Genomic DNA, 24,406 nt, shown 5'->3' with positions numbered 1-24,406 from the left:
ACGACAATAAAATGATCCGCCTCACCAACGTCAGCCTGATGCGCGGCCTGAAGCCGCTGCTGGAAAACGCCGACCTGACCCTGAACCCAGGCGACAAGATCGGCCTGATCGGCGCCAATGGCGCCGGCAAATCCAGCCTGTTCGCCATGCTGCGCAACGAGCTGCACCCGGACCTGGGCGACATCGACTTCCCTAAGAGCTGGCGCATGGCCTACGTGGCACAGGAAACCCCTGCCCTGCCGCGCACCGCCATCGACTACGCCATCGACGGCGACGTCAACCTGCGCCAGCTGCAGGACGAGCTGGCGCGCCTGGAAGCCCTGCCCGATTCGCAGGAGCACGGCATCGCGATCGCCCACATCCACAGCGCCCTGGCCGACGCCGACGCCTACACCGTGCAGTCGCGCGCCGAACAGCTACTGCTGGGCCTTGGTTTCTCGCTCGACCAGATGCAGCAGCCGGTGGCCAGCTTCTCCGGCGGCTGGCGTATGCGCCTGAACCTGGCGCAGGCCCTGATGTGCCCTTCCGACCTGCTGCTGCTGGACGAACCGACCAACCACCTGGACCTGGACGCGATCATCTGGCTGGAAGACTGGCTGAAGCGCTACCCCGGCACCCTGATCATCATTTCCCACGACCGCGATTTCCTCGACGAGATCGTGAACGTGATCGTGCACATCGACGAGCGCAAGCTGAAGCGCTACTCCGGCAACTACTCCAGCTTCGAGCGCCAGCGCGCCGCGCAGCTGGTGCTGCAGGCCTCCGCCATCGAGAAGCAGCAGCGCGCCCGCGCCCACCTGCAATCGTTCATCGACCGCTTCAAGGCCAAGGCCACCAAGGCGCGCCAGGCGCAGTCGCGCATGAAACAGCTGGCCAAGATGGAAGAACTGGCCCCGCTGCGCGCTGCCGCCGAATTCAGCTTCGAATTCCGCGACCCGGTCAGCGCCCCCAACCCGCTGCTGGTGATGGAAGACGTCAACTGCGGCTACCACACCGAGCAAGGCGACAAGACCATCGTGCGCGGCGTGACCTTCTCGCTGGTGCAGGGCCAGCGTATCGGCCTGCTGGGCGTGAACGGCGCCGGCAAGTCGACGCTGATCAAGACCATCGCCGGCGACATCGACCCGCTGACCGGCACCGCCACCACCGGCAAAGGCCTGGTGATCGGCTACTTCGCCCAGCACCAGGTGGAGATGCTGCGCCACGACGAATCGCCGCTGTGGCACCTGCAGAAAATGGCGCCGACCGTGCGCGAGCAGGAGCTGCGCAACTTCCTGGGCAGCTTCAACTTCCCGGGCGATATGGTGACCAGCAAGATCGCCCCGTTCTCCGGCGGCGAGAAGGCGCGCCTGGCGCTGGCCCTGATCGTGTGGCAGCGCCCCAACCTGCTGCTGCTGGACGAACCGACCAACCACCTGGACCTGGAAACGCGCGAAGCGCTGACCGACGCCCTGGCGCAGTTCGAGGGCACGCTGCTGGTGGTGTCCCACGACCGCCACCTGCTGCGCGCCACCACCGAGGAGTTCATCATCGTCGAGAACGGCCGCCTGCGCCCATTCGATGGCGACCTGGATGAATACAAGGACTGGCTGCTGCAGACCAAGCTGGCCAAGCCTGCCGCCGCCGCGCCGGTACCCGCCAGCGCCGCCGGCGCAAGCGCCGCGGCGGCTGCCGACGAAGCGCCAATGTCCGCCGCCGACCGCAAGGAGCAGAAGCGCCTGGAAGCGGAGCAGCGCCAGCGCCTGTCGGCCCAGCGCAAGCCGCTCGAAAACCGCCTGAAGAAGGTGGAAGCCGCCATGGCCCAGCGCAGCGAACAGAAAGCCACGATCGACGCCGCCCTGGCCGATCCCGCCATCTACGAAGCGGACAACAAGCCCAAGCTGAAAACCCTGCTGGCCGACCAGGTCGAATGCACGAAAGAGCTGGAGCAGCTGGAAGGCGAGTGGCTGGAGCTTCAGGAGCAGCTGGAAGCGCTGGCCGCCTGACGCGGACGCATCGCAGTGCGCACCGCCATCAGGCGGTCGATATCGAGCACAATCAGGCGCCGCTCGCCCAGCTGGCCCATGCCCAGCAGGTAATCCACCTCCTCGCCCACATGCGGCAGGGGGTGGATGGCGGATGCCGGCAGCGTGATCAGGTCGGTCACGCCGTCCGTCACCATGCCCATGATGCAGGTTGAAAGCTGCAGGATGATCACGTCCGTGCGCGGGTCGTGCGCCGGCGGACGTGGGCCGAACGCCACCCGCATGTCCACGATAGGCATGATCACGCCGCGCGACAACGCCACGCCCTCCACAATCTCGCCGCCGGATGCCACCCGTTCGAGCGCGCTCAACGGGCGCAACTCCTGCACGCGGCGGTAATCCAGCGCATATTCCAGGCCGCCCAGGCGGAAGGTCAGGTACTGTCGCAGGTCGGCTTCCATAATGCTCCTCTGATTCCGGCTAACTCCGGCAGTAACGCCGATACGCTATTCCATCGTACCGTTACGCAACAGCAAGCAGTTTGAGCATCCTCAAAGGTTGCCGCGTGGGCTACAATGCTTTCATAACAATTGCCAGGGAAAACACCCCATGTATCAATGGCTGAAGCGACTGCTCGCCAAACCTGACAGCGTCCCGCCGCCGGACGCGCCCAGTCCACCGCAGCCCGCAGCCCGGGAACCCGCAGCGCCGCCCGCCCCCATCCTGTCGCCCGCCCTCGAAGGCGGCCCCGATTTCGAGCAGAAGGACCTGGTCAACTCCGCCTTCCAGCGCTGGCTGTTCGCCCTGCCCGCCGGCGACGCGCTCGATACCACGGCGCCCGAAGGCCGCGTGCTGCATGAACTGATCATGGCCGCCAAGTCCGGCCACAACGCCGCCGACATGCTGCGCCGCATGCCGGGCGTGATCCCGCAGCTGCTGCAAAGCCTGCGCAGCGAAAACTTCGCCGGCGCAGACATCGCGCGCAAGATCTCGAACGACCTGGTCCTGGTCGGCTCCGTGCTGCGCCTGGCCAACGCCGCCATCCAGAACAGCGGCGAAGCCACCACCATCAACAGCGTCGAACACGCGGTGATCGTGATCGGCCAGGAAGGCCTGCGCCAGCTGATCACCACGGTCGCCTTCCGCCCCATCATCGACCTCAATTCCGGCTACCACACCAAGCTGATGGCGCCACGCATCTGGGACCAATCGGAAAAGAGCGCCGTTGCCTGCCGCATGCTGGCGCCGGAATTCGGCGTCGACCCATTCGAAGCCTTCCTCGCCGGGCTGGTACTGAACGCCGGCCTGCTGACCGCCCTGCGTGTGATGGACAGCGCCAGCAACACGCCCGGCGAGCTCGGTTCCGCCATGTTCCGCGCCCGCCTGATGCAGGAAGCGCGCGCCATCTCCGCCGGCATTTCAGAAGCCTGGCGCTTCCCGCCCGCGATCACGCAAGCGATCCGCGAGCAAGGCGAAGTCCGCAAAGGCGGCGCCCTGTCGCCGATGGCGCGCGTGCTGGCATTGGGAGACTACCTCTCCAAAATCCGCCTGCTGGCCGCGCATGGCAAGCTGAACGACTCCGAAAACAACCTGTTTCACGGGCTGCCGCTAGGCGCCATGCCTTGCTACGCGGCATTAGCCTGAAAAAAATGGGGAGGTAAAAAAAATGGGGACGTACCCTATTTTTCGCTACGCGAAAAATGGGGTACGTCCCCATTTTTTTTACCTCCCCATTTTTTCAGGCGGCGCTGGCGCTCCAGTCGAACTCGCCGCTGGCGGCGGCGAACAGGGGCTGCTCGCTGCCGAGGGCGCTGCGCAGGCGGGCTTTGACTTCTTTCGGCGGCAGCCAATAGGCGGGGCCGAGGTCGGGGTTGAAGATCATCTTGCGCACCGTGGTGTCGCCGAAAACCTGGCGCACCGTGCAGCGCGAACCGCCAACCACCATCAGCTTCTGCTTGTAGACGTGCTCGCCCAGTTCCTGCTCTTTCTGCTGCGCGGCCTGGGCTTCTTTCATTTCTACCTGCAGCCGCGCCACCATCTTCAGTGAGGGGCCGGCCTTCAGCGCCATCTTCTGGAACAGCACCAGCTGCTCCTGGTTCAGCGTCACTTCCTGCTTGCGCACTTTGCTGGCCAGCTGCATGTAGTTGCGCAGCTCCTGCTCGGCCATGATGCCGTCCATCTGCTCCTTGCAGCGCGCGGCCTGCTGTTCGTGGCGCGCGGCGCGGGCGGCGCATTCGGCCAGCTTTTCGTCGTACTTGGTGGTGTCGGGCACCATCACGTGCAGCTGCATCTCGGCTTGCTTGCGCGGGCCGGCGGCGTCGATCTCGATGCGGCGTGCGGCGATGGCGCAGCCGGCGGCCAGCTTGATCAGCACTTCGTCGGCCATAATTTCGCAGTTGAGGGCTTCGGTGATGATGACGCGGGTGGCGGTGATGACGCAGTTCTGCGCCTTGCCCAGCACGACATCGCCCTTCTTCGCATGCAGCACGGCGCCGCTGGCGACGCCGGCGACGCGGATATTGCCCTCGGCATTGGTGGCGCTGCCCCCCATCAGGTTTTTCTGCAAGGCGATGGTGCCGCCGCGCGAGCTGATTTTGCCGAACACGTCGCCGTGCACGGTGATGTTGCCGCCCTCGACCACGCGCTGTTCCTGCACTTCGCCGAATTCCTCGTAGTCGCCGTCCAGCTGCAGGTTGCCGGTGGTGCGCACCGAGACGCCTTCGCGGCTGACGATCTTGGGGCCGATGGAGATGCGCTTGCTCTTGCTGTCGACGTTGATGAAGCCTTCCACCGACGACACCAGGTAATCGGCGTCGTTGATATGCAGTACCAGCGTGCCTTCGCCGGCGACGCTGGTCAGCTCCAGGTCGCGCGGCGCGGGCGGATCGAGCACGATGCCGGATAGCTCAAAGCCGCGCGTGCCCGGCACCGCCGGCTCCTTGCGCAGCAGGCGCACCTGGGCTTTCACCTGCGGGAAGCGGTTCTGGAAGGTGTGCAGGTCGAAGCGGCCATTTGCCAGCAGGCGCGGCGCATTGGAGCGGTGGATGCTTTCCGATACTTCGACGATCGCCGCGTCGCGCCCCGGCACCGGCGGCAGCTTGCGCGCCACGATCACGCGCGCCACCCGGCCGCTGGCGATGGTCTCGCGCACCACGGGGGCGTCGATGCCGAAGCGTATGCCCTTGGTCCACATGTCGGCCACGAACTCGCCGAAATCCAGCTGGGCCGGAACGGGTGCGCTGCCTTCGATCTCGATGAAGACCGGCTCGAAATAGTACTCCGCCTCGCCGCCCACGATGCGCACCGATTTGTAGAGCTCGCGGCGGACGCCGGGGAATGGCACGATTTCATCGGCAAAGCGCCACAGCGGCTGGCTTTTCATGCCTTCCGGCAGCTCGGGACCGGCGCCATACAGGGCGCGGATGAAGACGCCGTAATCAATGCCGCGGAAGTAAGCGCCGGAAAGGAACACCTGGTTGGCGGCAGCCTGCAGCAAGGCGGGAGCGACTTCCGCCTTGAAATAGACGCCATCGGCGCGCTGCACCAGGGCCGATGGCAGATCGCCGGCCACCGTGGTGGCCGCAGCAGCATCTGCAGGCACGTGATCTCCCGGGAGATTATCCTGGCCCATTGTACGGCTAGCCCGGGACCGCCTCAACCGGCGCGGCGCCGTGCCAGGACACCGTCCCGCTCGAACCGCTGAAAATGGTCAGGCTGTCCAGCCGTGGGCCGCGCAGCATGGCCTTGTAATCCTTGGGCTGCGCCATGAAGTTGGCCGCCGTGGCTTCGCCCAGCGGCAAGGTGCGCACCAGCACTTCGCCGTCGACCATCATCACCCGCACCGAGGAGCGGGCCGCCGCGTCGCGCTTCAGCGCTTCCAGCTCGTCGCGCCGGGCGCGCGCGCCGGCCATCGCCTCTTCGGTATTGCGGATCGACTGCAGCAGCTGGCCGATCATCTTGATCTGCGGCGCCACCGCGGCGGCCACTTTTTTCAGGTTCGGCACTTGCGCCGGGGTCAGCTGGATCTCGCCTTTGCGCAGCTTTTCCGCCAGGGTCAGGTAGCTGCGCACTTCCGCCAGGGCATTCAGGCGGTCGTGTTCGGCGCGCCACAGCGCGATATCGGCTTCCTGCCCGGCGGTCTGCTTCTGCAGCGCCTCCAGCTCGGCATTATGGCCGGCCACATCCTTTACCACCACGTAGACGAACATTTCGCTGTTCTTGCGCGGACCGGCGCTTTCCACCTTGACGCTGCGGCCGGCCACCGCGCAGCCGATGGCCAGCTCGACTTCCACTTCGTCGGCAAAGATTTCGCAGTTGGAGGCCTCGGCGATCACCACCTTGGGGGCGCTGATCACGCAGCTTTCGGCGCGGCCCTTGATGGTGATGGTGCCGCTGGCGGTCTGGATGGTGGCGCCGGAGGCCACGCCGTCGACCCGGATATCGCCCTTGGCATTGATGGCCTTGCCGCCCACCAGGTTGCGGCCCAGCACAATGGTGCCGCCGCTGGAGTGGATATTGCCGAACACGTCGCCGTGCACGGTGATGTCGCTGCCGTTCACGTCGCGCAGTTCCTGCACATCGCCGAATTCCTCGAACGCGCCCATCAATTCCAGGTTGCCGGTGGTGCGGCCCGATACGCCGTCGCGGCTGATGATCTTGTCGCTCAGCGCCACCTTGCCGCTTTTCGGATCGACATTGAGGAAGCCCTCGCGCGCCGCCACCAGGAACTCGCCCTCAGCATCGCGCGTGATCAGGGTGCCCTCGCCGGCGAAGCGCTGCAAATCGACGTCGGCCGGCTGCAGCGCCGGCATCGGCTGGCCGCCGATGGTGCGGCCCGGCTCGCCCGGCTTGCCGGGCAGCTTCTGCAGCATGCGCATGCCCTGCTTGATCTGCGGGAAACGGTTCTGGAAGCTGGTCAGGTCGACCGTGCCGTCGGCGCGCTGGCGCGGGGCGTCGCTGCGGTGCAGCTCGGACGCCACTTCCACCACTTGCGCATCCTGCGCCGGGGTCGGCTCCAGGTCGCGCGCCGCGGTGACCCGCTCGCCTTTGGGCGCCGCCAGCGCGGCGCGCACGGCGGCCACGTCGATGCCGAAACGCACGTTTTTCAGCCACATATCGGCCACGAACTCGTCAAAGTCGAGCTGGGCCGGCCGCTCCGGCAGCAGGGTGCCGTCCGGCAGCTCCTCGGCCGGCAGGTAAATCGGTTCAAAGAAGTATTCGGCTTCGCCGTCGCGCACCTTGACGTTGCGGTAGAGCGGCTTGCGCTGGGCCGGGAACGGTTCCAGCTTGTCGGCCAGGCGCGCCAGCAATTCGGCATTCGGGGCCAGCTCCGGGCCCACGCCGTACAGTGCGCGCGCCAGCACAGGATAATCGAGCCCGCGCAGCAGGTAGCCGCTGCGGAACAGGCTGTCGACCGCCCCCACCAGCTCAGGCGCAAGCCGGCGCAGGTCGAGGAAGACCCCATCGGGCCGGGCGACCACGCCTTCCGGCAATGTGCCGGGATGATCCTGCTGTTGTGCGGTTTGGGACAAAGCTCTCCTCCAGTGCCCTATTTTTGGGCGCGCCGGGGCGCGATGTCTTGCGGGCAATCAATATTACACGCAAAACATCAAAAATCGGAGGATTAAAAGGCCAATTGCTTACGTGGCGTTACGTAAATGTCACATTCTCAGCGCTTGGGCGGCAGGGAATAGACTTGTTGGCCCGCTTCGTTAATCTGGCGGCGCAGGTCGCGGCGCTCGTCGGCCGTCATGCGGCCCATGCGGCGCGACGCTTCGGCGCTGTTATTGTTTTCTTCCATCATGCGGCGCTGTTCTTCGGCGCGCGCTTCGAAGGAACGGGGATCGCGCGCGTCGCCCCAGCGGCTGTCGCGGAAATCGCGGCGGCCTTCCTTGCGCGGTTGCGGGCTATTCTGCTGGTCCGACTGCGCCTGGGCGCTGGCCATCAGGGTGCAGCACAGGCCAGCACAGAGCGCTGTCGCCGCTTTGCCCAAACCTGATTTCGCACCGAATTTCATTGCCGTCCTCGTCGTACTTGCCGTATCCATGCCCGCAGTGTATGCGCTCCGACTTCCTATAGTAAGAGCGTCGGGGTAAAGTTTGTAAGAATTTGTAATGAGTTTTCTCCGGGGTGGCCCCGGCAACGATTATGACGTTACCATAGCGACATGCATCTGACAATTCAACAAGATCAACAAAGCCTATGAATACCACCACTCCCCCTACAGCCGCCACCGGCGGCCAGACCGGCCACCAGGCCAAGATCATGGTGGTGGACGACGACGTCCGCCTGCGCGACCTGTTGCGCCGCTACCTGACCGAGCAAGGGTTTAACGTCGTCACCGCCGAAAACGCCACCGCCATGAACAAGCTGTGGCTGCGCGAGCGCTACGACCTGCTGGTGCTGGACCTGATGCTGCCCGGCGAAGACGGCCTGTCGATCTGCCGCCGCCTGCGCGGCGCCGGCGACCAGACCCCGATCATCATGCTGACGGCCAAGGGCGAGGACGTGGACCGCATCGTGGGCCTGGAAATGGGCGCCGACGACTACCTGCCCAAGCCGTTCAACCCGCGCGAGCTGGTGGCCCGTATCGGCGCCGTGCTACGCCGCAAGCAGCCCGACGAAATCCCGGGCGCGCCGTCGGAGCATCCGCAAACCTTCGAATTTGGCCAGTTCGTGCTCGACCTGGGCACGCGCACGCTGAAGAAAAACGGCGAAACCGTGCCCCTGACCACCGGCGAATTCTCGGTGCTGAAAGTGTTTGCGCGCCATGCGCGCCAGCCGCTGTCGCGCGAGAAGCTGATGGAACTGGCGCGCGGCCGCGAGTACGAAGTGTTCGACCGCAGCCTGGACGTGCAGATTTCGCGCCTGCGCAAGCTGATCGAGCCGGACCCGTCCAGCCCGCTGTACATCCAGACCGTGTGGGGCCTGGGCTACGTCTTCATCCCAGAGGGCCAGCCGCGCTGATCCTGCCGCTGCAATGAAACTCCGCCTGCCGCGCCTGGGGTCGCTATCCAGCGGCCTGTTCTGGCGCACCTTTTTATTGCTGAGCGTGCTGACCACGCTGTCCATGTCGGCCTGGTACGGCATGATCAACTACGTCCAGCGCGAGCCGCTGGCGCAGCAGACTGCGGCCCAGGTGGTGTCCATCGTCACCATCACCCGCACCGCCCTCACCCACTCCGCGCCCGATCTGCGGCGCGAACTGCTGTTCGAGCTGGTGTCCAACGAAGGCATCCGCGTCTTCACCATGGAGGATGAAGACCAGGTCGAACCGCCACCGGGCGGCGCCCTGATGAACGACATCCAGGCCCAGGTGCGCGCCAAGCTGGGCGCCGACACCCGTTTTTCGTCCGAGGTGAACGGCGTGCCGGGCTACTGGGTCAGCTTCAAGATTGCCGACGACCGCTACTGGCTGATGCTGGAGCGCGAGCGCCTGCAGGAGTCGGTCGAATGGCTGGGCTGGGCCGGCGTGGTCTCGGTGGTGTCACTGCTGGGTGCCGCATTGATTTCCGGCCTGATCAACCTGCCGCTGAAACGCCTGACCGCCGCCGCGCGCGAAGTGGCGCAGGGCCGCCATCCGGAGCCGCTGCCCGAGGTCGGCCCACTCGAAGTGCGCCAGGCCAACCGCAGCTTCAACCAGATGGTGGACGATTTGCAGCAGGTCGAATCCGACCGCGCCGTGATCCTGGCCGGCATTTCGCACGACTTGCGCACGCCGCTGGCGCGCATGCAGCTGGAAGTGGAGATGGCCAACCTGTCCAACGAAGCGCGCGAAGGCATGCAGTCCGATATTGCGCAGATGGATGCCATCATTGCGCAGTTCCTCGATTACGCGAAACCGACCGAGGCTTCGTCCTTTATCAATGTGGACATGGCGGCCCTGCTGGCCGAGTGCGCGCATGAGGTGGGACGGCAGGCCGATGTGCGTATTACGGCTGAGCTGCCGGAGCAGGCGCAGGTGCTCGGTAATGCCACCGACCTGAAACGCGTGATCGCCAACCTGGTCGAGAATGCGCGGCGCTACGGCAAGACGCCGGGCAAGGATGTGGCGGAGATCGATATCAAATGCACCGTGCGCGGCATGCATACGGCCAAGCGCGTGGTGGTCGAGGTGCAGGACCATGGCGTGGGCGTGCCGGATACCCAGATTGCACAGCTGCTGAAACCATTTACGCGGCTGGATACGGCGCGCGGCCAGGCCAACGGTGCGGGCCTCGGGCTGGCGATCGTGGACCGGGTGCTGTCGCGGCATGATGCGCAGCTGGAGGTGGCCAATCGCGAGGGCGGCGGGTTGAAGTTCACTATTACTTTGCGCGCGCTTTAAACCCGGTAAACCGGGGTCTGACCCGCAGGGTCAGACCCCGTCTGTTCGGCGGCTATCGGCTGGGGTTGGGCGTCTTTGATCTTCGCAGAAGGTCAACACCGCGCCCCCTTACACCAGGAACCGCAAAACCGTTGGGGGTCTGACCCTGTGGGTCAGACCCCGCTTTACCGGGTTTTGGACTACAGTAAACCCATGCGCACCAAAAACGGTTTCGCCGGCGCCATCGGCAACACGCCCCTGATCCGTCTCGCCCGCCTTTCGGCCGAGACCGGCTGTGAAATATTGGCCAAAGCCGAGTTCATGAATCCCGGCGGCTCGGTAAAAGACCGCGCCGCCCTCGCTATCCTGCAGGAAGCCGAACTCAGCGGCCGCCTGAAACCCGGCGGCACCGTAGTCGAAGGCACGGCCGGCAACACCGGCATCGGCCTGGCCCACCTGTGCGCCGCACGCGGCTACAAGTGCGTGATCGTCATCCCCGAAACGCAATCGGAAGAGAAGTTCGCCATCCTGCGCACGCTGGGCGCCGAGCTGCGCCTGGTACCGGCCGTGCCCTATGCCGACGACAACAACTACCAGAAAGTCGCCGCCCGCCTGGCGCAGGAATTGCCCGACGCCATCTGGGCCCAGCAATTCGACAACCTGGCCAACCGCCAGACCCACTACGCCACCACCGGCCCCGAAATCTGGCACGACACGGCGGGCCGCATCGACGCCTTCACCTGCGCCACCGGCACCGGCGGCACCCTGGCCGGGGTCGCGCGTTACCTGAAGGAACAAAATCCCGCCATCCGCATCATCCTGGCCGACCCGCACGGCAGCGCGCTCTACAACTGGGTCAAGCGCGGCGAACTGAAAATCGAAGGCAGCTCGATTTCCGAGGGCATCGGCAACAGCCGCGTCACCGCCAACCTGCACGGCACGCCGATCGACGACGCCATCCGCATCGACGACCGCACCTGCGTGCAGATGGTGCACCGCCTGCTGCGCGAGGAAGGCCTGTACGTGGGCGGCTCCAGCGGCATCAACGTGGCGGCGGCCGAAGCCCTGGCGCGCCAGATGGGCCCCGGCCACACCATCGTCACCCTGCTGTGCGACCGCGGCGCCACCTACGCAACGCGGCTGTTCAACCAGGAATGGCTGGCGCAAAAAAATCTTTTGTAATCGTGTCGATCTGGCGCATCGCCGTTCGTCGTGGGAATATGGAGGCCGCAAAACGGTGTCCAAACTTCTCAACAACAACGGAGATACACCATGACTGTCAAAGCCATTCCCGAAGACATGCATAGCGTCACCCCGCACCTGGTGTGCGACGGCGCTGCCGATGCCATTGCTTTCTATAAGAAAGCCTTCAACGCCGTGGAAGGCGCCCGCATGCCGGGCCCTGGCGGCAAAATCATGCACGCCCAGATCAAAATCGGCGATTCGCATATCATGCTGGTCGACGAATTCCCGGACATGGGCACCTTCGGGCCCAAGCACCTGAAAGGTTCGCCCGTCACCCTGCACCTGTACGTGGAAGACGTTGACGCCGTCTACAAACGGGCAGTGGACGCCGGTGCCACCGCCAGGATGCCGCCGGCCGACATGTTCTGGGGCGATCGTTACGGCGTGCTGGTTGATCCGTTCGGCCACAACTGGTCGATCGCCACGCACAAGCGCGACCTGACGCCGGAGCAGATGCAGGAAGAAATGCAGAAAACCATGCCGGAATGCGGCAAACAATAACCCCCTGAGGAGACACCGTTATGCGATTCATGCTCATCATCAAAGCCACCCCGGAATCGGAAGCCGGCAAAATGCCAAGCACCGAGCTGCTGGAAGCCATGGGCAAGTTCAATGAAGAACTGGTGAACGCCGGCGTGCTGCTGGCCGGCGAAGGCCTGCACCCCAGCTCGCGCGGCGCCCGCGTCCACTTCTCGGGCAACAAGCGCACCGTGATCGACGGCCCGTTCGCGGAGACCAAAGAGCTGATCGCCGGCTTCTGGCTGATCCAGGTCAAGTCGCTGGACGAAGCCATCGAGTGGGTCAAGCGCTGCCCGAACCCGATGGAAAGCGATTCCGACATCGAAATCCGCCGCGTCTTTGAAATGGAGGATTTCGGCGCCGAACTGACCCCGGAACTGCGCGAGCAAGAAATGCGCGTAGCCGGCAAACTGGCTGCCAACGCCTAAGGGAGGATGGAATGCAGTACATGGTAATTCGCAAATCCGACGCCGGGTCGGAACTGGACAGCTTTCCGTCCGCTGAACTGGTGCAGGCCGTGCCGGGTGCCAAGTGGCTGCGTTCCAGCGCCGACGGCGGCCTGCGCATGCGCCGCCGTAACGGCCAGTGGCTGTATGAGGAAGGCCCGTTCGACGACGTGAGCGTGGCCGGCTTCACCTTCATCGACGCCGACAACCGCCGGGCAGCCAGCGAGCTGGCCGCGCGCTGGCCCAGCGCCGACGCCGAAGGCAACGCCGTGGTCGAAGTGCGCGAGGCCGGTTGCCCCGGCGGCTGCGTCGGTTTCGACACCGGTGCCACGCCCAAGCACACCGCCTGGGCCATCCTGCTGCGCTCCGATGAGGTGGCGGAGCAGGATTTCGAACCGCCGGCAACCGTCATCGACATCATGAACCGCGCCAACCGCGCCGGGGTGGCGGCCGGCGTCGCCCTGTCTGGTGAAGGCCTTAAATCGACCGCGCGCGGCGCGCGCGTCAAGTTCAGCGGCGGCAAGCCCTTCATCACCGACGGGCCTTTCGCCGAGGTCAAAGAACTGATCGCGGGCTACTGGGCGGTGGACGCCGCCTCACGCGACGACGTCATCTCCTGGGTCAAGTCCTACCCCTACCCCAATCCGGGCGATATGGAAGTGGAACTGCGCAAGGTGGCGCTTTAAACCCGGGCCGTGGTGGAGGCGCGCAGCACCAGCTGCGCGTCGATCACCGTCAGCGGCTCAACCTCCTGGCTTTCGATGCAGGCCAGGAGCTTTTGCATGGCGGCCGCGCCCATGCGTTCGCTCTGCAGGTCCACGCTGGTCAGCGCCGGCGTGGCAAAGCTGCCGAACTGGATATTGTCGAAGCCGACCACCGAAATATCCTCCGGCACGCGGAAGCCCAGCACCTGGGCCGCTTTCAGGAAGCCGAGCGCAGTCAGGTCGTTGAAGCACACCAGCGCATCGGGCGGCTGGCGTCCCAGCAGGATCGCCGAACACGCCTTCTCGCCGGCGGCCGCCGTCGGCGCGTCGGCTTCAAAGACCGTCAGCTCCAGGCCCTGCGCAGCGAGCGCCTCGCGCACGCCGGCCATGCGCTCGATGTCGCGGCGCGACGCGGCGAAACTCAGGTAGGCCACGCGCTTGTGGCCCTGCGTCAGCAGGTGGCGCGTCACCATGAAGGCGCCCAGTTGGTCGTCGCTCGATACCGCCGGCACTTTCAGGTAATCCGGGCGGCCGAAATACACGGCGGGCCGGTCCAGCGCCAGCAGCCAGTCCATCTCCTCCTCCGGCGTGCGCGAATAGACGATCATGCCGTCCACCCGGCGGCTCAGCGCCTCCAGCAGCTGGCGCTCGCGGCCCGGCGTTTCCTCGGTATCGACCAGCAGCACCGTGTAGCCATGCTGCTGCGCCACGCGGTTGGCGCCCTTCACCACGCTGGTGAAATGGGGATTCGTAATGTCCAGTACAGACAGGCCGATGGCCTTGGTGCGGCCTGTGATCATGGACTGCGCCATCGGGTTGGAGCGGTAGCCCATTTCCTCGATCACGCTGGAGATGCGGGCTTCCACGGCGGGCGAAAAACGCTGCGTGCCATTGACGAATTTTGAAACCGTGGCTGTGGACACACCGGCTGCGGCGGCCACGTCACGAATTGTCGCTACGCTTTTCTTCATTAGCTGCATCTTCGATGGAAAAGTTTTCAAGTTTATCATGCTAAAGTGTGTGCATGAACGACAACAGCATCCACCGCGCCATTGTCGCCGTCTGGCGCATTGAAGAAGCCAAGATCATCGCCGTGCTGACCCGCATGCTGCGCGATGTCGCCCTGGCGGAAGAGATGGCGCAGGAAGCCCTGGTCAGCGCACTGGAAACCTGGCCCGTAAACGGCACGCCGGACCGCCCTGCGGCCTGGCTGATGCAAGCCGGTAAGAACAAGGCGCTGGACTACCTGCGCCACCAGAAGCTGGCGCAGGAAAAGGAGCCAGAGCTCACCTACGAGATCGAAGGCCTGCTGCAGGATGCGGCGCCCGACCTGGAGCGCGAACTCGACGACAATATCGGCGACGACCTGCTGCGCCTGATCTTCATCTCCTGCCACCCGGTGCTGACCATGGAAGCGCGCGTGGCGCTGACCCTGCGCCTGCTGGGCGGCCTGACCACCGACGAAATCGCGCGCGCCTTCCTGGCCGCCGAACCGACCATCGCGCAGCGCATCGTGCGCGCCAAGCGCACGCTGGGCGACGCCAAGGTGCCGTTCGAGGTGCCGCGCGGCGCCGAGCTGGAAGAACGTTTATCGGCCGTGCTGCAAGTGATTTACCTCGTTTATAACGAAGGCTATGCCGCCAGCGCGGGCAGCGACTGGATGCGGCCCGACTTGTGCAACGAGGCGCTGCGCCTGGGGCGCATCCTGGCCGAACTGGCGCCGGGCGAGCCGGAGGTGCATGGGCTGGTGGCGCTGATGGAGATCCAGTCTTCCCGTGCCCGTGCGCGTACGGATGCGGAAGGCAAACCGGTGCTGCTGCTGGAGCAGGACCGCTCGCGCTGGGACCAGATGCTGATCCGGCGCGGCCTGGCGGCGCTGGAACGGGCGCAGGCGCTGGGCCGGGTGCCGGGGCCGTATGTGCTGCAGGCGGCCATCGCGGCCTGCCACGCGCGCGCGCGGCGGGCGCAGGATACGGACTGGCAGATGATTGCGGACCTGTACCTGGCGCTGGCGACGCGGGCACCGTCACCGGTGGTGGAGCTGAACCGGGCGGTGGCGCTGGCCATGGCCTACGGGCCGGCGGTGGGGCTGGAGCTGGTGGACCAGCTGCTGGATGAGCCGGCGCTGAAGCAGTATCACTTGCTGCCCAGCGTGCGCGGGGATTTCCTGTTCAAGCTGGAGCGGATGGAGGAGGCGCGCGCTGAATTCGAACGCGCGGCGGCGCTGACGCAGAATGAGCGGGAGCGCGAGCTGCTGCTGGCGCGGGCTGCGGCTTGCTGAAACCCGGCAAACCGGGGTCTGACCCAAGGGTCAGACCCTGTCCGGGCGGACGCTGGCGGTGCGGGTAGCCCGCAACCGCAAAACCGTCAAGGGTCTGACCCTTGGGTCAGACCCTGGTTCTCCGGGTTTCAAGCGCTCTCCAGCGCCCCATCGGCACGCGTCCGCAGATAGCGCGGCAAATCGTCCGCCACCGTCTCCCAATGCAAACGGCTGGCGGAAAAAGTATGGTCCTGCGGCGGCATGGCATCCGCATCATCCAGGCTGCAGGTCGTAATATCCAGCTCCTGCGGCGAACGCTCGTCCGCGAACGTCAGCTGCGTACCGCAAGCGCCGCAAAACTCACGCGTCACCCCCGGACTCGAATGAAAAACCGACGGCCGCCCCCGCACATAGCGGAACTGCCCGCGCGGCACGCTGAACCACGCCACGCTGGGCGCCCCGCACAGGCGGCGGCACATCGAACAATGGCACAAGGTGCTATTCAGCACCGGCAGCTCCGCTTCGTACCGCACAGCACCGCAAAAACAGCCGCCCGTGTGCATAAGCCCTCCTACTCCAGCAGCTTGGTCATGAGCAGTTCCGCCGAGCCGTAGCCAAACAGCGAATCGCTCTCCAACCCCTCCGTATCATACGGAACGGACACCTCGCGCTCCGGCTTGGCCGGATCGTCGCCGTACGTTGCCTGCCAGGCCCGTTTCAGCGCATCGGCACGGCGGATGAACATCGGCACCGGCCAATCCTCGCGCTGGAAGCCCAGCGTATTGCCGATCACCGGCCAGCGCCCGTTGGCCAGCGCCATATCGCCGGTACGGATCACCTTCAACGCATCGCCCGCCACCAGCCCCTGCACCTCGGCCAGGGTCGGCAAGGTCCAATGGGTCGGCCCGAACAGGTAGGCCAGCATGACCTTCCCTTGCGGCGACAGGCGCGCCACCAAACCGGTGGCATACCCGCCATTCCTGAGCGGGATGGCAAACCAGCTGCCTTCCCGGTACGGCTGAAACTTCATCAACTCCCTTTCCGAAAAAATGGGGACGTACCCCATTTTCTTATTCGTAGTGATACTGGGCCGCGATCGGCCCCGCCTTGAACAGCGCTTCCTTCATTTCCTTATCCAGCTTCGGATCGCGCCGGCGCACCCACTCCAGCAGCATGGCAATCTGCTTGCGCGTAGAATCGCGGTGGCTGGCCATAACCAGCTTCAGCTCAGGGTCGGTGCAGGTTTCGATGCGCTGGTTATGCAGGTCCAGCGCCTCAATTTTTTCGCCCAGCGACGTCAAGGCCCGGTGCATATCGAGCACCTGGGCGTTGAGGTAATCGCGCGGCTCGACCACGTGTTCCTGTGTCATCACAATCTCCTTAGGCGTACGGATACACGCATTGTCAGCCTGCGGCGCGGATTTCTCAAGTGTAGCAAGGGGTTTTGCCGCGTGTCGCACGGCTGCGCGCGATTTGCGCGATAATGCCCGCCACTATGCAAAACTTCGAATTCCACAACCCAACCCGCGTCATTTTCGGCACGGGCCAGATCGCCGCCCTGGCGAAATATATTCCTGCTAACGCCCGCGTGCTCATGCTCTACGGCGGCGGCAGCATCAAGAACAACGGCACCTACGACGAGGTGCGCAACGCACTGTCCAGCCACACCGTGCTGGAGTTCAGCGGCATCGAACCGAACCCGCGCTACGAAACGCTGATGCAGGCGGTTGAGCTGGTGCAGCGCGAAAAGATCGACTTCCTGCTGGCCGTCGGCGGCGGCTCGGTGGTGGACGGCACCAAATTCGTCGCCGCCGCCGCCGTGTACGAAGGCGATGCGTGGGACATCCTGAAAATCGGTGGCAAGGTCGTGAAAGCCGCCCTGCCCTTCGGCGCCGTGCTGACCCTGCCCGCCACCGGCTCCGAGATGAACAGCGCCAGCGTGATCAGCCGCGCCGCCACGCAGGAAAAGCGCGCCTTCATGAGCCCCCACGTCTACCCGCGCTTCTCCGTGCTGGACCCGGCCAAGACCCTGACCCTGCCGCTGCGCCAGGTCGGCAACGGCATCGTGGACGCCTTCGTCCACACCACCGAGCAGTACCTGACCTATCCGGCCAAAGCGCCAGTGCAGGACCGCTTCGCCGAAGGCCTGCTGCAAACCCTGCTCGAACTGGGCCCGCAAGTGCTGGCCCGTCCCGACGACGTCGAAGTGCGCGCCAACATCATGTGGACCGCCACCATGGCCCTGAATGGCCTGATCGGCGTCGGCGTGCCGCAGGACTGGTCCACCCACGGCGTCGGCCACGAGCTGACCGCCCTGTTTGGCCTGGACCACGCGCAGACGCTGGCGATTGTGCTGCCCGGCATCCTGCAGGTGCGGCGCGACGCCAAGCGCGGCAAGCTGCTGCAATACGCCGAACGCGTATGGGGCCTGGACGCCAGCCAGGGCAGCGAGGATGAACGCATCGACGCCGCCATCGCCAGCACGCGCGCCTTCTTCGAACAAATGGGCGTACCGACCCGCCTGTCCGGCTACGGCCTGGGCGCGGAAGCCATCGACGCCACCGTCGCCGCGCTGGAAAGCGCCGGCATCACCGGCCTGGGCGAACGGCGCGACATCACGCCGGCCGACGTGCGGCGCGCCCTGCAACTGAGCCTGTAGTACAATACCGCCTCGCTAGGGGTCCTCGCGCATGTGCGCGGGGTGAGAAATACCCTCCGAACCTGATCTGGATAATGCCAGCGAAGGAAAGCGCAGATGGATGAAGGCCCGTGGAGACGGGCTTTCGCGTGCTCTCCCGCTGGCGCAAACGTACAGCAAGAGCACACAATGACAATCCGCCTCACCATGGCCGCACTGGCCATCGCCTCCGCCTTCGCCCCTGCCGCCTCCGCGCAGGACCAGAAACTGACCGAAGTGGTCATCACCGCCAACCGCATCGTGGCCGACCGCGCCTCCGTCGCCGGCTTCGGCGAACAGGCATTGCTGCAAACGCCAGCCTCCGTCAGCGTACTGACGCGCGAACAGCTGCAGGACCTGAACATCCGCAACACCACCGATGCCGTGAAATTCGACGCCAGCATCGGCGACGCCTACAACGCCGTCGGCTACGCCGAGCAATTCTCTATCCGCGGCTTCAAACTGGATAACGCCAGCTCCTACCGCAAGGACGGCCACGCCATCTCCGGCGACACCCAGATCCCGCTGGAGAACAAGGAAAGCATCGAAGTGCTGCGCGGCCTGGCCGGCCTGCAGATGGGCGTTGCCGCCCCGGGCGGCATCATCAACTACGTGACCAAGCGCCCGACCGAATCCAACCTGCGTTCCGTGCTGTTTGAAGTATCCGAACGCGGCACCGTGCTGGGCACCGTGGACCTGGGCGGCCGCTTCGAAGACCGCCGCTTCGGCTACCGCATCAACGCCGCCGGCGAACGCCTGCGCTCCATCGTCAAGGGCGCCGACGGCCGCCGCAGCTTCGTCTCCGCCGCCTTCGACTGGCGCATCAGCCCGCAGGCGCTGCTGACCGTGGATGCCGACTACCAGAAGAAATCGCAAAAGACCGCGCCAGGCTTCCAGCTGATCGGCGGCACCCGCCTGCCGGTGGTCGACGCCGACATCTTCCTGAACGACCAGCCATGGGCCAAGCCTGTGATGACCGAAACCAGCAACATCGGCATCGCCTTCCAATACCAGCTCTCGCCGGAGTGGAAAGCCACCCTGAGCGCCAACCAGCACCGCTTCAAGCGCGACGACTACACCGCCTTCCCATACGGCTGCTCCAGCGAAGAACTGTGGCCAGGCTACTGCAGCAACGGCGACTACGACGTGTACGACTACCGCAGCCTGGGCGAAGAGAAAAAGCCGGCATCGGCCAAAGCCCACCTGCAAGGCAAGTTCGCCACCGGCAGCGTCAAGCACGAGCTGACCGCCGGCCTGTCCGTCTTCTCCAACCACGAGCGCTGGGGCGATTACGTGTACGACTACGCGGGCGTAAGCAACATCTTCAAGCCGGTCGTGGTGCCGATGTCGAACGGCGTTCTGGGCCCTGTTTCCGAGCGCCGCGCCGACAACGAGCGCGCCGCCTACCTGCAAGACATCATCGGCCTGACCGACCAGCTTGCACTGCATACCGGCGCGCGCTACGTTTCCGTACGCCGCACCCAGGCCAAGGCCGCACCGACCAGCGACAACTTCTGGCTGCCGAACGTAGCGCTGGTATTCAGCCCATCGGCCAAGCTGTCCTACTACGCCTCCTACGCGCAAGGCCTGCAGCATGGCGGCGTAGCACCGATCGAAACCACCAACCAGCGTACCGCACTGGCGCCGGGCAAATCGAAGCAAGTGGAAGTCGGCGCCAAGACCGAAATCAACGGCATGTCGCTGTCCGCCGCCGCGTACCAGATCGAGCAGGGCCTGGAATTCACCAACCCGGCCAACACCTTCGTACGCCAGGGCCAGGACCGCCACCGCGGCCTGGAACTGACCGCGCAAGGCAAACTGTCGCGCGAACTGCTGCTGGGCGCCTCGATGGCCGCCATCGACACCGAGCAGGAAGGCACCGGCCTGGCGATTTACGACGGCAAGCGCGTGACCAATGTGCCGAACTTCAAATCCACCGTGTGGGCCGATTATGTGGTGAGCGCCGTGCCTGGCCTGAAGCTGACCGCCAACTGGCAGCACGCCGGCAAGAAAGCCTTCGACCAGGAGAACAAGGTCATGGTGCCGTCGTACCACGTGGTGAACCTGGGCGGCTCCTACGCCTACCGCCTGGGCGGCGCATCGGTGATCGTCCGCGCGCAGGTGAAGAACGCGTTCGACAAGTTCTACTGGCGCGACGTGACCCCGGACCTGGGCGGCTACCTGTTCCCGGGCGCCCCGCGCACGTTCCAGCTGTCGGCGCAGGTGGACTTCTAACCCGGTAAACCTGGGTCAGACCCAAGGGTCTGACCCGCCCTTCCGGATTTAAAAGAGATACTGCACCCGCATCGTGAACGAGTTCGCCGCCCGTCCCGAATTCCGGCCAAAGAGATAAGCCGCCTCATACTTGACGCGCCCTATCTCCCCGAAAATGGCCGGCCCCGCCCGATGCGAGTGCGCCCGCCGCTCCCCGAAACCCTGCAGGCCCGGCGCAAGCCAAGGCTTCCAACGCTGCTTCACCTGCCACTGGTAAGCCAGTTCCGTCGCGTTGCGCAAGCCGTTATCGAACTCCCGCTGCCAGAACAGGTTCAGGTTCAACTGCGTGCGCCAGACCTGCGTCTGCAGCACCGGCCCAATCTCCACGACATAGCCCTTATCGCGCCGCCGCGCACGCTCCACCAGCGTATGCAGCGCCACGTCCACATCGAACTGTCCCTGGGTCAGCAGAAAATCGTTCTGCCACTCGACACCCGTATGGCGCGTCTGCCGCCCATCAAACTGGACCCACTGCGCCGTCAGCTCCGTGTACCAGCGCGAAGTCACCCCGTAGCCGACGCCGATCTCCGGGCTGGCCACGTTGCGCGAGTTTTTGTAATGCGCATTCCAGTATTTGTAGTCGATGGAAGCCTGGCCCTCCACGTCATAGACCGAGACCAGGTAATAGCCCGTCTCCGCAGACGCCACCAGAGGCAGCAGGCCAGCCAGCACGAGCCATCTTTTCATTGCACTCAATCCCCCAGGAGTTGACCCACTTGCCGCAAGCGCTCATCCAGGCTGCCGCCGATGCGCGTATAAGGCACGCCGCGCCGCGCCAGCTCACTGAGCAGGATGGAATCGATGATACCGCTGACATCCTCCTCCTCGTGATGAAGCCCGTCAGGCACCCACGCAAATTCAGGCTTGCAGACCAGGGTAATGTCGTATTGACGCGACGCAGCCAGGCATTCCAGCTGCGCATCGATACCGCCGAAATAATGGATCGAGTAGACCGCCGTCATCAACGGCGTGGTATCGCAAAAGAGAAAACGCCCACCCAGCGCAGCCAACGCCTCCTCGCGCGCCACCTGGGTGGAAGCGATATGGAACTGGTCCGTCGCCACCGGCACATCCTGCCGCACATCGCAAAACTCACGCAGGTACTCCGGCACCCAGGCCGCACCATAACGCTGCGCCAGCGCCTGCGCCAGCGTCGTCTTGCCGGACGACGCCGCGCCCAGGATGGCGACGCGATAAGGATGCTTCATTTCCAGACCACCGCCTCGTCCGGCGCAGCGCTGCTGCCCTGCCAGGCGCGCAGCCCGGCAAACGCCATGGCCACGAACATACCGTACAGGACCGCCGTCAGCATCAAGCCCTTATGCACATACAGCGCAACGTAGAGCACATCCACGATGATCCACACATGCCAGTTCTCGATCTTCTTGCGCGACAAAAGCGCCTGGCCCACCAGGCTACCGGCGGTCAGGAAGGCATCCGCATGCGGCACATCGGTGTCGGTAAACGTGCGCAGGAACCACGCCAGGACGACGAAGCCCACCGCCCAAGCCACACCCGCCAGCACGCGGCCACGCATGGAAAGGCTGGAAACGCCCAGCGCACTACCGTGATTCCCCCGCAGCCACTGGTACCAGCCCCAGAACGAAACGGTAATGAACACCCCCTGCAAGGCCATATCCCCATACAGCTTGGCGCCGAAGAACACCACCCCATAGGTAGCGGAAGACAGGATGGCAAACAGCCAGGCCCAATGGTTCTGGCGGATATTCAGCCAGACCGTGGTAACCGACAGCACAAAAGAGATCAACTCAAGCGGAGTGACGGCCAGCAGGCCAAACAGGGAAAGGGATTCGTTCATAAGTTCCGGAGGGTAGCCCAACATTATGGCATGGCTGATAAATACTCACCAAATGTTGCACTTTGACAATCTTGTCACGCATGCTAGCATGTATGGCAACACCATCCAAGGACTTCCGATGCGCTACCTGACCCTGGCCGCATGTTTGGCCGCCCTGCCCTGCTTCGCGCAGAACACCCCTGTTCCGACCACCCCCGCCCAGATCCCCGCCGCCACGTTCGCCGCACGCGACCAGTTCTACAACCCGAACATGTCGCCCGACGGCAAACACCTGGCCGTGACGATCCGCATGCCGATCGGAAAACGGCTGGTACCGACGATTAACGTCTTCAGCCTGCCGGACATGAAGCTGGAGAGCACAGTGCGCATGGATGGTTTCGAAGTGCCTTCCTACTACGATTGGGTAAGCAATACCCGGCTGGCGGTCGGCAAAGCCCTGCTGGTAGGCAGCCGCGAAGCGCCCCAGTCGACCGGCGAAGTAATGGCCATGGAGTTTGACGGCAGCAAGCAGCAGTACGTGTTTGGCTATGACATGTTCCGCTACTCGCACGCCCACCACGACGACCAGGCGTTCGGCTATGTCAGCGGCACGCCCTGGCCCCAGAACAACCACATTCTTCTGACCAGCCACCCATGGAGGACCGAACGCACGATCCTGATCGATATCGATACGGTCAAGAATTCATCCCGCAAGGAGCGCGCCAGCCTTCCGTACAAAGACCTCAGCTTCGTCTCACAGCCTGATGGCAGCCCGCGCTTTGCCTACGGAGTACGCGACGACACCAGCTTCTTCCTCCTGCGCAGCGACGACGGCAGCAAATGGAACGAAGTCGAGCAGGAAAAGATCGGCGATTACCTGCGGCCGATCCGCATTTCCGCCGACAATTCAGAGTTCACCGCCTGGCATGCAAAGAACGGCCAGCCAGCCTCCGTCGTGAAGGAAAACCTGGCAACCGGCGAACGACGCGTGTTAGCGCACGACCCGAATGGCAGCCTGGCGCTGATGTCCGGCGTACTGCGCGGCCAGCCGATCGCCGTCATGAGCACCATTGGCAAGCCCCAGGTAAGCTACTTCGATGACAAATCCCCGGAAGCGCTCCTGCACAAATCGCTAAGCGAACAATTCCCCGGCAGTATCGTGAATTTTGTCGACTTCACCACTGACGGCAGCAAGCTGATCTTCTCCGTCTCCAGCGATCGCGATCCCGGCGTGTACTACCTCTACGACCGTGCCAGCAACAAGGCCGACTTGCTGCTGGTATCCATGGAAGGCATCGAACCCGCGCTGATGGCCGAAAGGCGCCCGATCAGTTTCAAAGCGCGCGATGGCCTGCAATTGCATGGCTACCTGACCATGCCAAAGCACGCCCCCCAGCAGAAAGTGCCGCTCGTACTGATTCCGCACGGCGGCCCCCATGGCCCGTACGACGAATGGTTCTTCGATAGCGACGCGCAATTCCTCGCAAGCCGGGGCTATGCAGTGCTGCAGGTGAATTTCCGCGGATCTGGCGGACGCGGCAAAGCATTCGAAACATCCGGCTACCGCCAATGGGGCGGCAAGATCATGGACGACCTGGTGGACGGCGTGAAATGGGTCTCCACGCAAGGCGAAGTAGACGGCAACCGCGCCTGCGTGTTTGGCGCCAGCTTCGGCGGCTACGCAGCACTCATGCTGGCAGCGCGCGAACCAAACCTGTTCAAATGCGCGATCGGCTACGCAGGCGTGTACGACCTGCCCTACATCTACAAAGAAGACAAATCCACCACCTCACGCCGCACCGCCAACTGGTACAAGAAATTCATCGGCGAAGACAAGGAGGAACTCGAACGCTTCTCCCCGGTCGCACAGGTGGCAAAGATCAAAGCCCCCGTATTCCTGATCCACGGCGGCAAGGACCACATCGTCTCAAAGGAACACGCCTTCCGCATGCGCGACGCCCTGACCGCAGCCGGCAAAGCGCCGGAATGGATGTACATCGACTACGAAGGCCACGGCTTCTACGACACCGAGAACGCCACCGCAGTCTACGAAAAGCTGGAAGCCTTCCTGAACCGCCACATAGGCAAGCCCTGATGAAATTCGTGGCCAAAATTCGGGGTCAGGTCTGACAATCGGACAGCAAGTGCACACCTTTGAGGAAAATCAAGGCACCGCGCGGCTAATTGATGTTGAGATTTAGCTCAGCGTCAACG

23 protein-coding genes and 1 riboswitch are annotated in these 24,406 nt (G+C 64.5%); of the genes, 12 read left to right on the top strand and 11 right to left on the bottom strand.

Annotation, left to right across the window (positions count from 1 at the left end; all coding sequences use genetic code 11):
* Positions 1–11: 11 nt before the first annotated feature.
* Positions 12–1,985, top strand: a complete 1,974-nt coding sequence (locus ACE3TQ_RS09290; RefSeq protein WP_374581824.1) for an ATP-binding cassette domain-containing protein — start codon at positions 12–14, stop codon at positions 1,983–1,985.
* Here the strand turns inward: ACE3TQ_RS09290 and ACE3TQ_RS09285 are convergent.
* Positions 1,955–2,425, bottom strand: coding sequence for a chemotaxis protein CheW (locus tag ACE3TQ_RS09285; RefSeq protein WP_374581823.1), 471 nt, complete (start codon positions 2,423–2,425; stop codon positions 1,955–1,957). The genes ACE3TQ_RS09290 and ACE3TQ_RS09285 overlap by 31 nt on opposite strands.
* Before the next feature lie 148 nt (positions 2,426–2,573).
* Here ACE3TQ_RS09285 and ACE3TQ_RS09280 point away from each other — a divergent pair, with 148 nt between their 5' ends.
* Positions 2,574–3,608, top strand: coding sequence for an HDOD domain-containing protein (locus ACE3TQ_RS09280; protein ID WP_374581821.1), 1,035 nt, complete (start codon positions 2,574–2,576; stop codon positions 3,606–3,608).
* A gap of 94 nt (positions 3,609–3,702) precedes the next feature.
* On the opposite strand, the gene ACE3TQ_RS09275 is transcribed toward ACE3TQ_RS09280, so the two are convergent.
* From ACE3TQ_RS09275 to ACE3TQ_RS09265, 3 genes are all read right to left on the bottom strand, one after another.
* On the bottom strand, positions 3,703–5,565 hold the full coding sequence (locus ACE3TQ_RS09275) for a flagellar assembly protein A (protein ID WP_374581819.1): 1,863 nt from the start codon (positions 5,563–5,565) through the stop codon (positions 3,703–3,705).
* Positions 5,566–5,602: 37 nt separating this feature from the next.
* Positions 5,603–7,495 (bottom strand): flagellar assembly protein A, encoded by a 1,893-nt coding sequence (locus ACE3TQ_RS09270; protein WP_374581818.1) that lies wholly within the window; start codon positions 7,493–7,495, stop codon positions 5,603–5,605.
* Positions 7,496–7,632: 137 nt separating this feature from the next.
* A complete protein-coding gene (locus tag ACE3TQ_RS09265; protein WP_374581817.1) occupies positions 7,633–7,980 on the bottom strand; it encodes a hypothetical protein in 348 nt (115 codons plus the stop codon).
* Positions 7,981–8,165: 185 nt separating this feature from the next.
* Here ACE3TQ_RS09265 and ompR point away from each other — a divergent pair, with 185 nt between their 5' ends.
* From ompR to ACE3TQ_RS09235, 6 genes are all read left to right on the top strand, one after another.
* Positions 8,166–8,930 (top strand): two-component system response regulator OmpR, encoded by a 765-nt coding sequence (ompR, locus tag ACE3TQ_RS09260; RefSeq protein WP_374581816.1) that lies wholly within the window; start codon positions 8,166–8,168, stop codon positions 8,928–8,930.
* Between the two features lie 13 nt (positions 8,931–8,943).
* On the top strand, positions 8,944–10,290 hold the full coding sequence (locus ACE3TQ_RS09255; protein ID WP_374581815.1) for an ATP-binding protein: 1,347 nt from the start codon (positions 8,944–8,946) through the stop codon (positions 10,288–10,290).
* A gap of 192 nt (positions 10,291–10,482) precedes the next feature.
* Positions 10,483–11,451 carry a cysteine synthase A gene (locus tag ACE3TQ_RS09250; RefSeq protein WP_374581814.1) on the top strand — a complete coding sequence of 323 codons (969 nt, stop codon included), beginning with the start codon at positions 10,483–10,485 and terminating at the stop codon, positions 11,449–11,451.
* A 90-nt stretch (positions 11,452–11,541) separates the two neighbouring features.
* Positions 11,542–12,015, top strand: a complete 474-nt coding sequence (locus ACE3TQ_RS09245; protein ID WP_374581813.1) for a VOC family protein — start codon at positions 11,542–11,544, stop codon at positions 12,013–12,015.
* 20 nt (positions 12,016–12,035) lie between these two features.
* The gene (locus ACE3TQ_RS09240; RefSeq protein ID WP_374581812.1) at positions 12,036–12,461 is read left to right on the top strand and encodes a YciI family protein; all 426 of its coding nucleotides are present in this window, start codon (positions 12,036–12,038) and stop codon (positions 12,459–12,461) included.
* A 20-nt stretch (positions 12,462–12,481) separates the two neighbouring features.
* Positions 12,482–13,165 carry a YciI family protein gene (locus tag ACE3TQ_RS09235; protein ID WP_374581811.1) on the top strand — a complete coding sequence of 228 codons (684 nt, stop codon included), beginning with the start codon at positions 12,482–12,484 and terminating at the stop codon, positions 13,163–13,165.
* On the opposite strand, the gene ACE3TQ_RS09230 is transcribed toward ACE3TQ_RS09235, so the two are convergent.
* On the bottom strand, positions 13,162–14,154 hold the full coding sequence (locus ACE3TQ_RS09230) for a LacI family DNA-binding transcriptional regulator (protein ID WP_374581810.1): 993 nt from the start codon (positions 14,152–14,154) through the stop codon (positions 13,162–13,164). The genes ACE3TQ_RS09235 and ACE3TQ_RS09230 overlap by 4 nt on opposite strands.
* Before the next feature lie 53 nt (positions 14,155–14,207).
* Here ACE3TQ_RS09230 and ACE3TQ_RS09225 point away from each other — a divergent pair, with 53 nt between their 5' ends.
* The gene (locus ACE3TQ_RS09225; protein WP_374581809.1) at positions 14,208–15,464 is read left to right on the top strand and encodes an RNA polymerase sigma factor; all 1,257 of its coding nucleotides are present in this window, start codon (positions 14,208–14,210) and stop codon (positions 15,462–15,464) included.
* 128 nt (positions 15,465–15,592) lie between these two features.
* Here ACE3TQ_RS09225 and ACE3TQ_RS09220 read toward each other — a convergent pair whose 3' ends face one another.
* The 3 genes from ACE3TQ_RS09220 to ACE3TQ_RS09210 are packed head-to-tail and all read right to left on the bottom strand — an operon-like array spanning position 15,593 to position 16,813.
* Positions 15,593–16,006: a GFA family protein gene (locus tag ACE3TQ_RS09220; RefSeq protein ID WP_374581808.1), complete on the bottom strand. Its 414-nt coding sequence runs from the start codon at positions 16,004–16,006 to the stop codon at positions 15,593–15,595.
* An 8-nt stretch (positions 16,007–16,014) separates the two neighbouring features.
* A complete protein-coding gene (locus tag ACE3TQ_RS09215; protein ID WP_374581807.1) occupies positions 16,015–16,473 on the bottom strand; it encodes an immunity 26/phosphotriesterase HocA family protein in 459 nt (152 codons plus the stop codon).
* A gap of 40 nt (positions 16,474–16,513) precedes the next feature.
* Entirely contained in the window at positions 16,514–16,813 is a 300-nt protein-coding gene (locus tag ACE3TQ_RS09210; protein ID WP_374581806.1) for a ferritin, read from the bottom strand.
* Positions 16,814–16,938: 125 nt separating this feature from the next.
* On the opposite strand from ACE3TQ_RS09210, the gene ACE3TQ_RS09205 reads away from it, so the two are divergent.
* Both ACE3TQ_RS09205 and ACE3TQ_RS09200 read left to right on the top strand, forming a co-directional pair.
* Entirely contained in the window at positions 16,939–18,102 is a 1,164-nt protein-coding gene (locus ACE3TQ_RS09205; protein ID WP_374581805.1) for an iron-containing alcohol dehydrogenase, read from the top strand.
* Positions 18,103–18,109: 7 nt separating this feature from the next.
* Positions 18,110–18,208, top strand: a riboswitch (TPP riboswitch).
* Between the two features lie 62 nt (positions 18,209–18,270).
* The gene (locus ACE3TQ_RS09200; protein ID WP_374581804.1) at positions 18,271–20,355 is read left to right on the top strand and encodes a TonB-dependent siderophore receptor; all 2,085 of its coding nucleotides are present in this window, start codon (positions 18,271–18,273) and stop codon (positions 20,353–20,355) included.
* Between the two features lie 48 nt (positions 20,356–20,403).
* Here the strand turns inward: ACE3TQ_RS09200 and ACE3TQ_RS09195 are convergent, their stop codons facing one another.
* From ACE3TQ_RS09195 to pnuC, 3 genes are read right to left on the bottom strand one after another with little or no spacing between them, the layout of a single operon-like run.
* Positions 20,404–21,081 (bottom strand): hypothetical protein, encoded by a 678-nt coding sequence (locus ACE3TQ_RS09195; RefSeq protein WP_374581803.1) that lies wholly within the window; start codon positions 21,079–21,081, stop codon positions 20,404–20,406.
* 5 nt (positions 21,082–21,086) lie between these two features.
* Positions 21,087–21,602, bottom strand: coding sequence for an AAA family ATPase (locus ACE3TQ_RS09190; RefSeq protein ID WP_374581802.1), 516 nt, complete (start codon positions 21,600–21,602; stop codon positions 21,087–21,089).
* Positions 21,599–22,213 carry a nicotinamide riboside transporter PnuC gene (gene pnuC / locus ACE3TQ_RS09185; protein WP_374581801.1) on the bottom strand — a complete coding sequence of 205 codons (615 nt, stop codon included), beginning with the start codon at positions 22,211–22,213 and terminating at the stop codon, positions 21,599–21,601. The genes ACE3TQ_RS09190 and pnuC overlap by 4 nt, the downstream gene beginning before the upstream one ends.
* A 118-nt stretch (positions 22,214–22,331) precedes the next feature.
* On the opposite strand from pnuC, the gene ACE3TQ_RS09180 reads away from it, so the two are divergent.
* Positions 22,332–24,287 (top strand): alpha/beta hydrolase family protein, encoded by a 1,956-nt coding sequence (locus tag ACE3TQ_RS09180; protein WP_374581800.1) that lies wholly within the window; start codon positions 22,332–22,334, stop codon positions 24,285–24,287.
* Positions 24,288–24,406 lie beyond the last annotated feature (119 nt).

It is taken from the genome of Pseudoduganella sp., assembly GCF_041914865.1.
Classification (GTDB): Bacteria; Pseudomonadota; Gammaproteobacteria; order Burkholderiales; family Burkholderiaceae_D; genus Rugamonas.
Note: the sequence above shows the minus strand (reverse complement) of the source record. Positions and strands in the feature narration are given on the sequence as shown.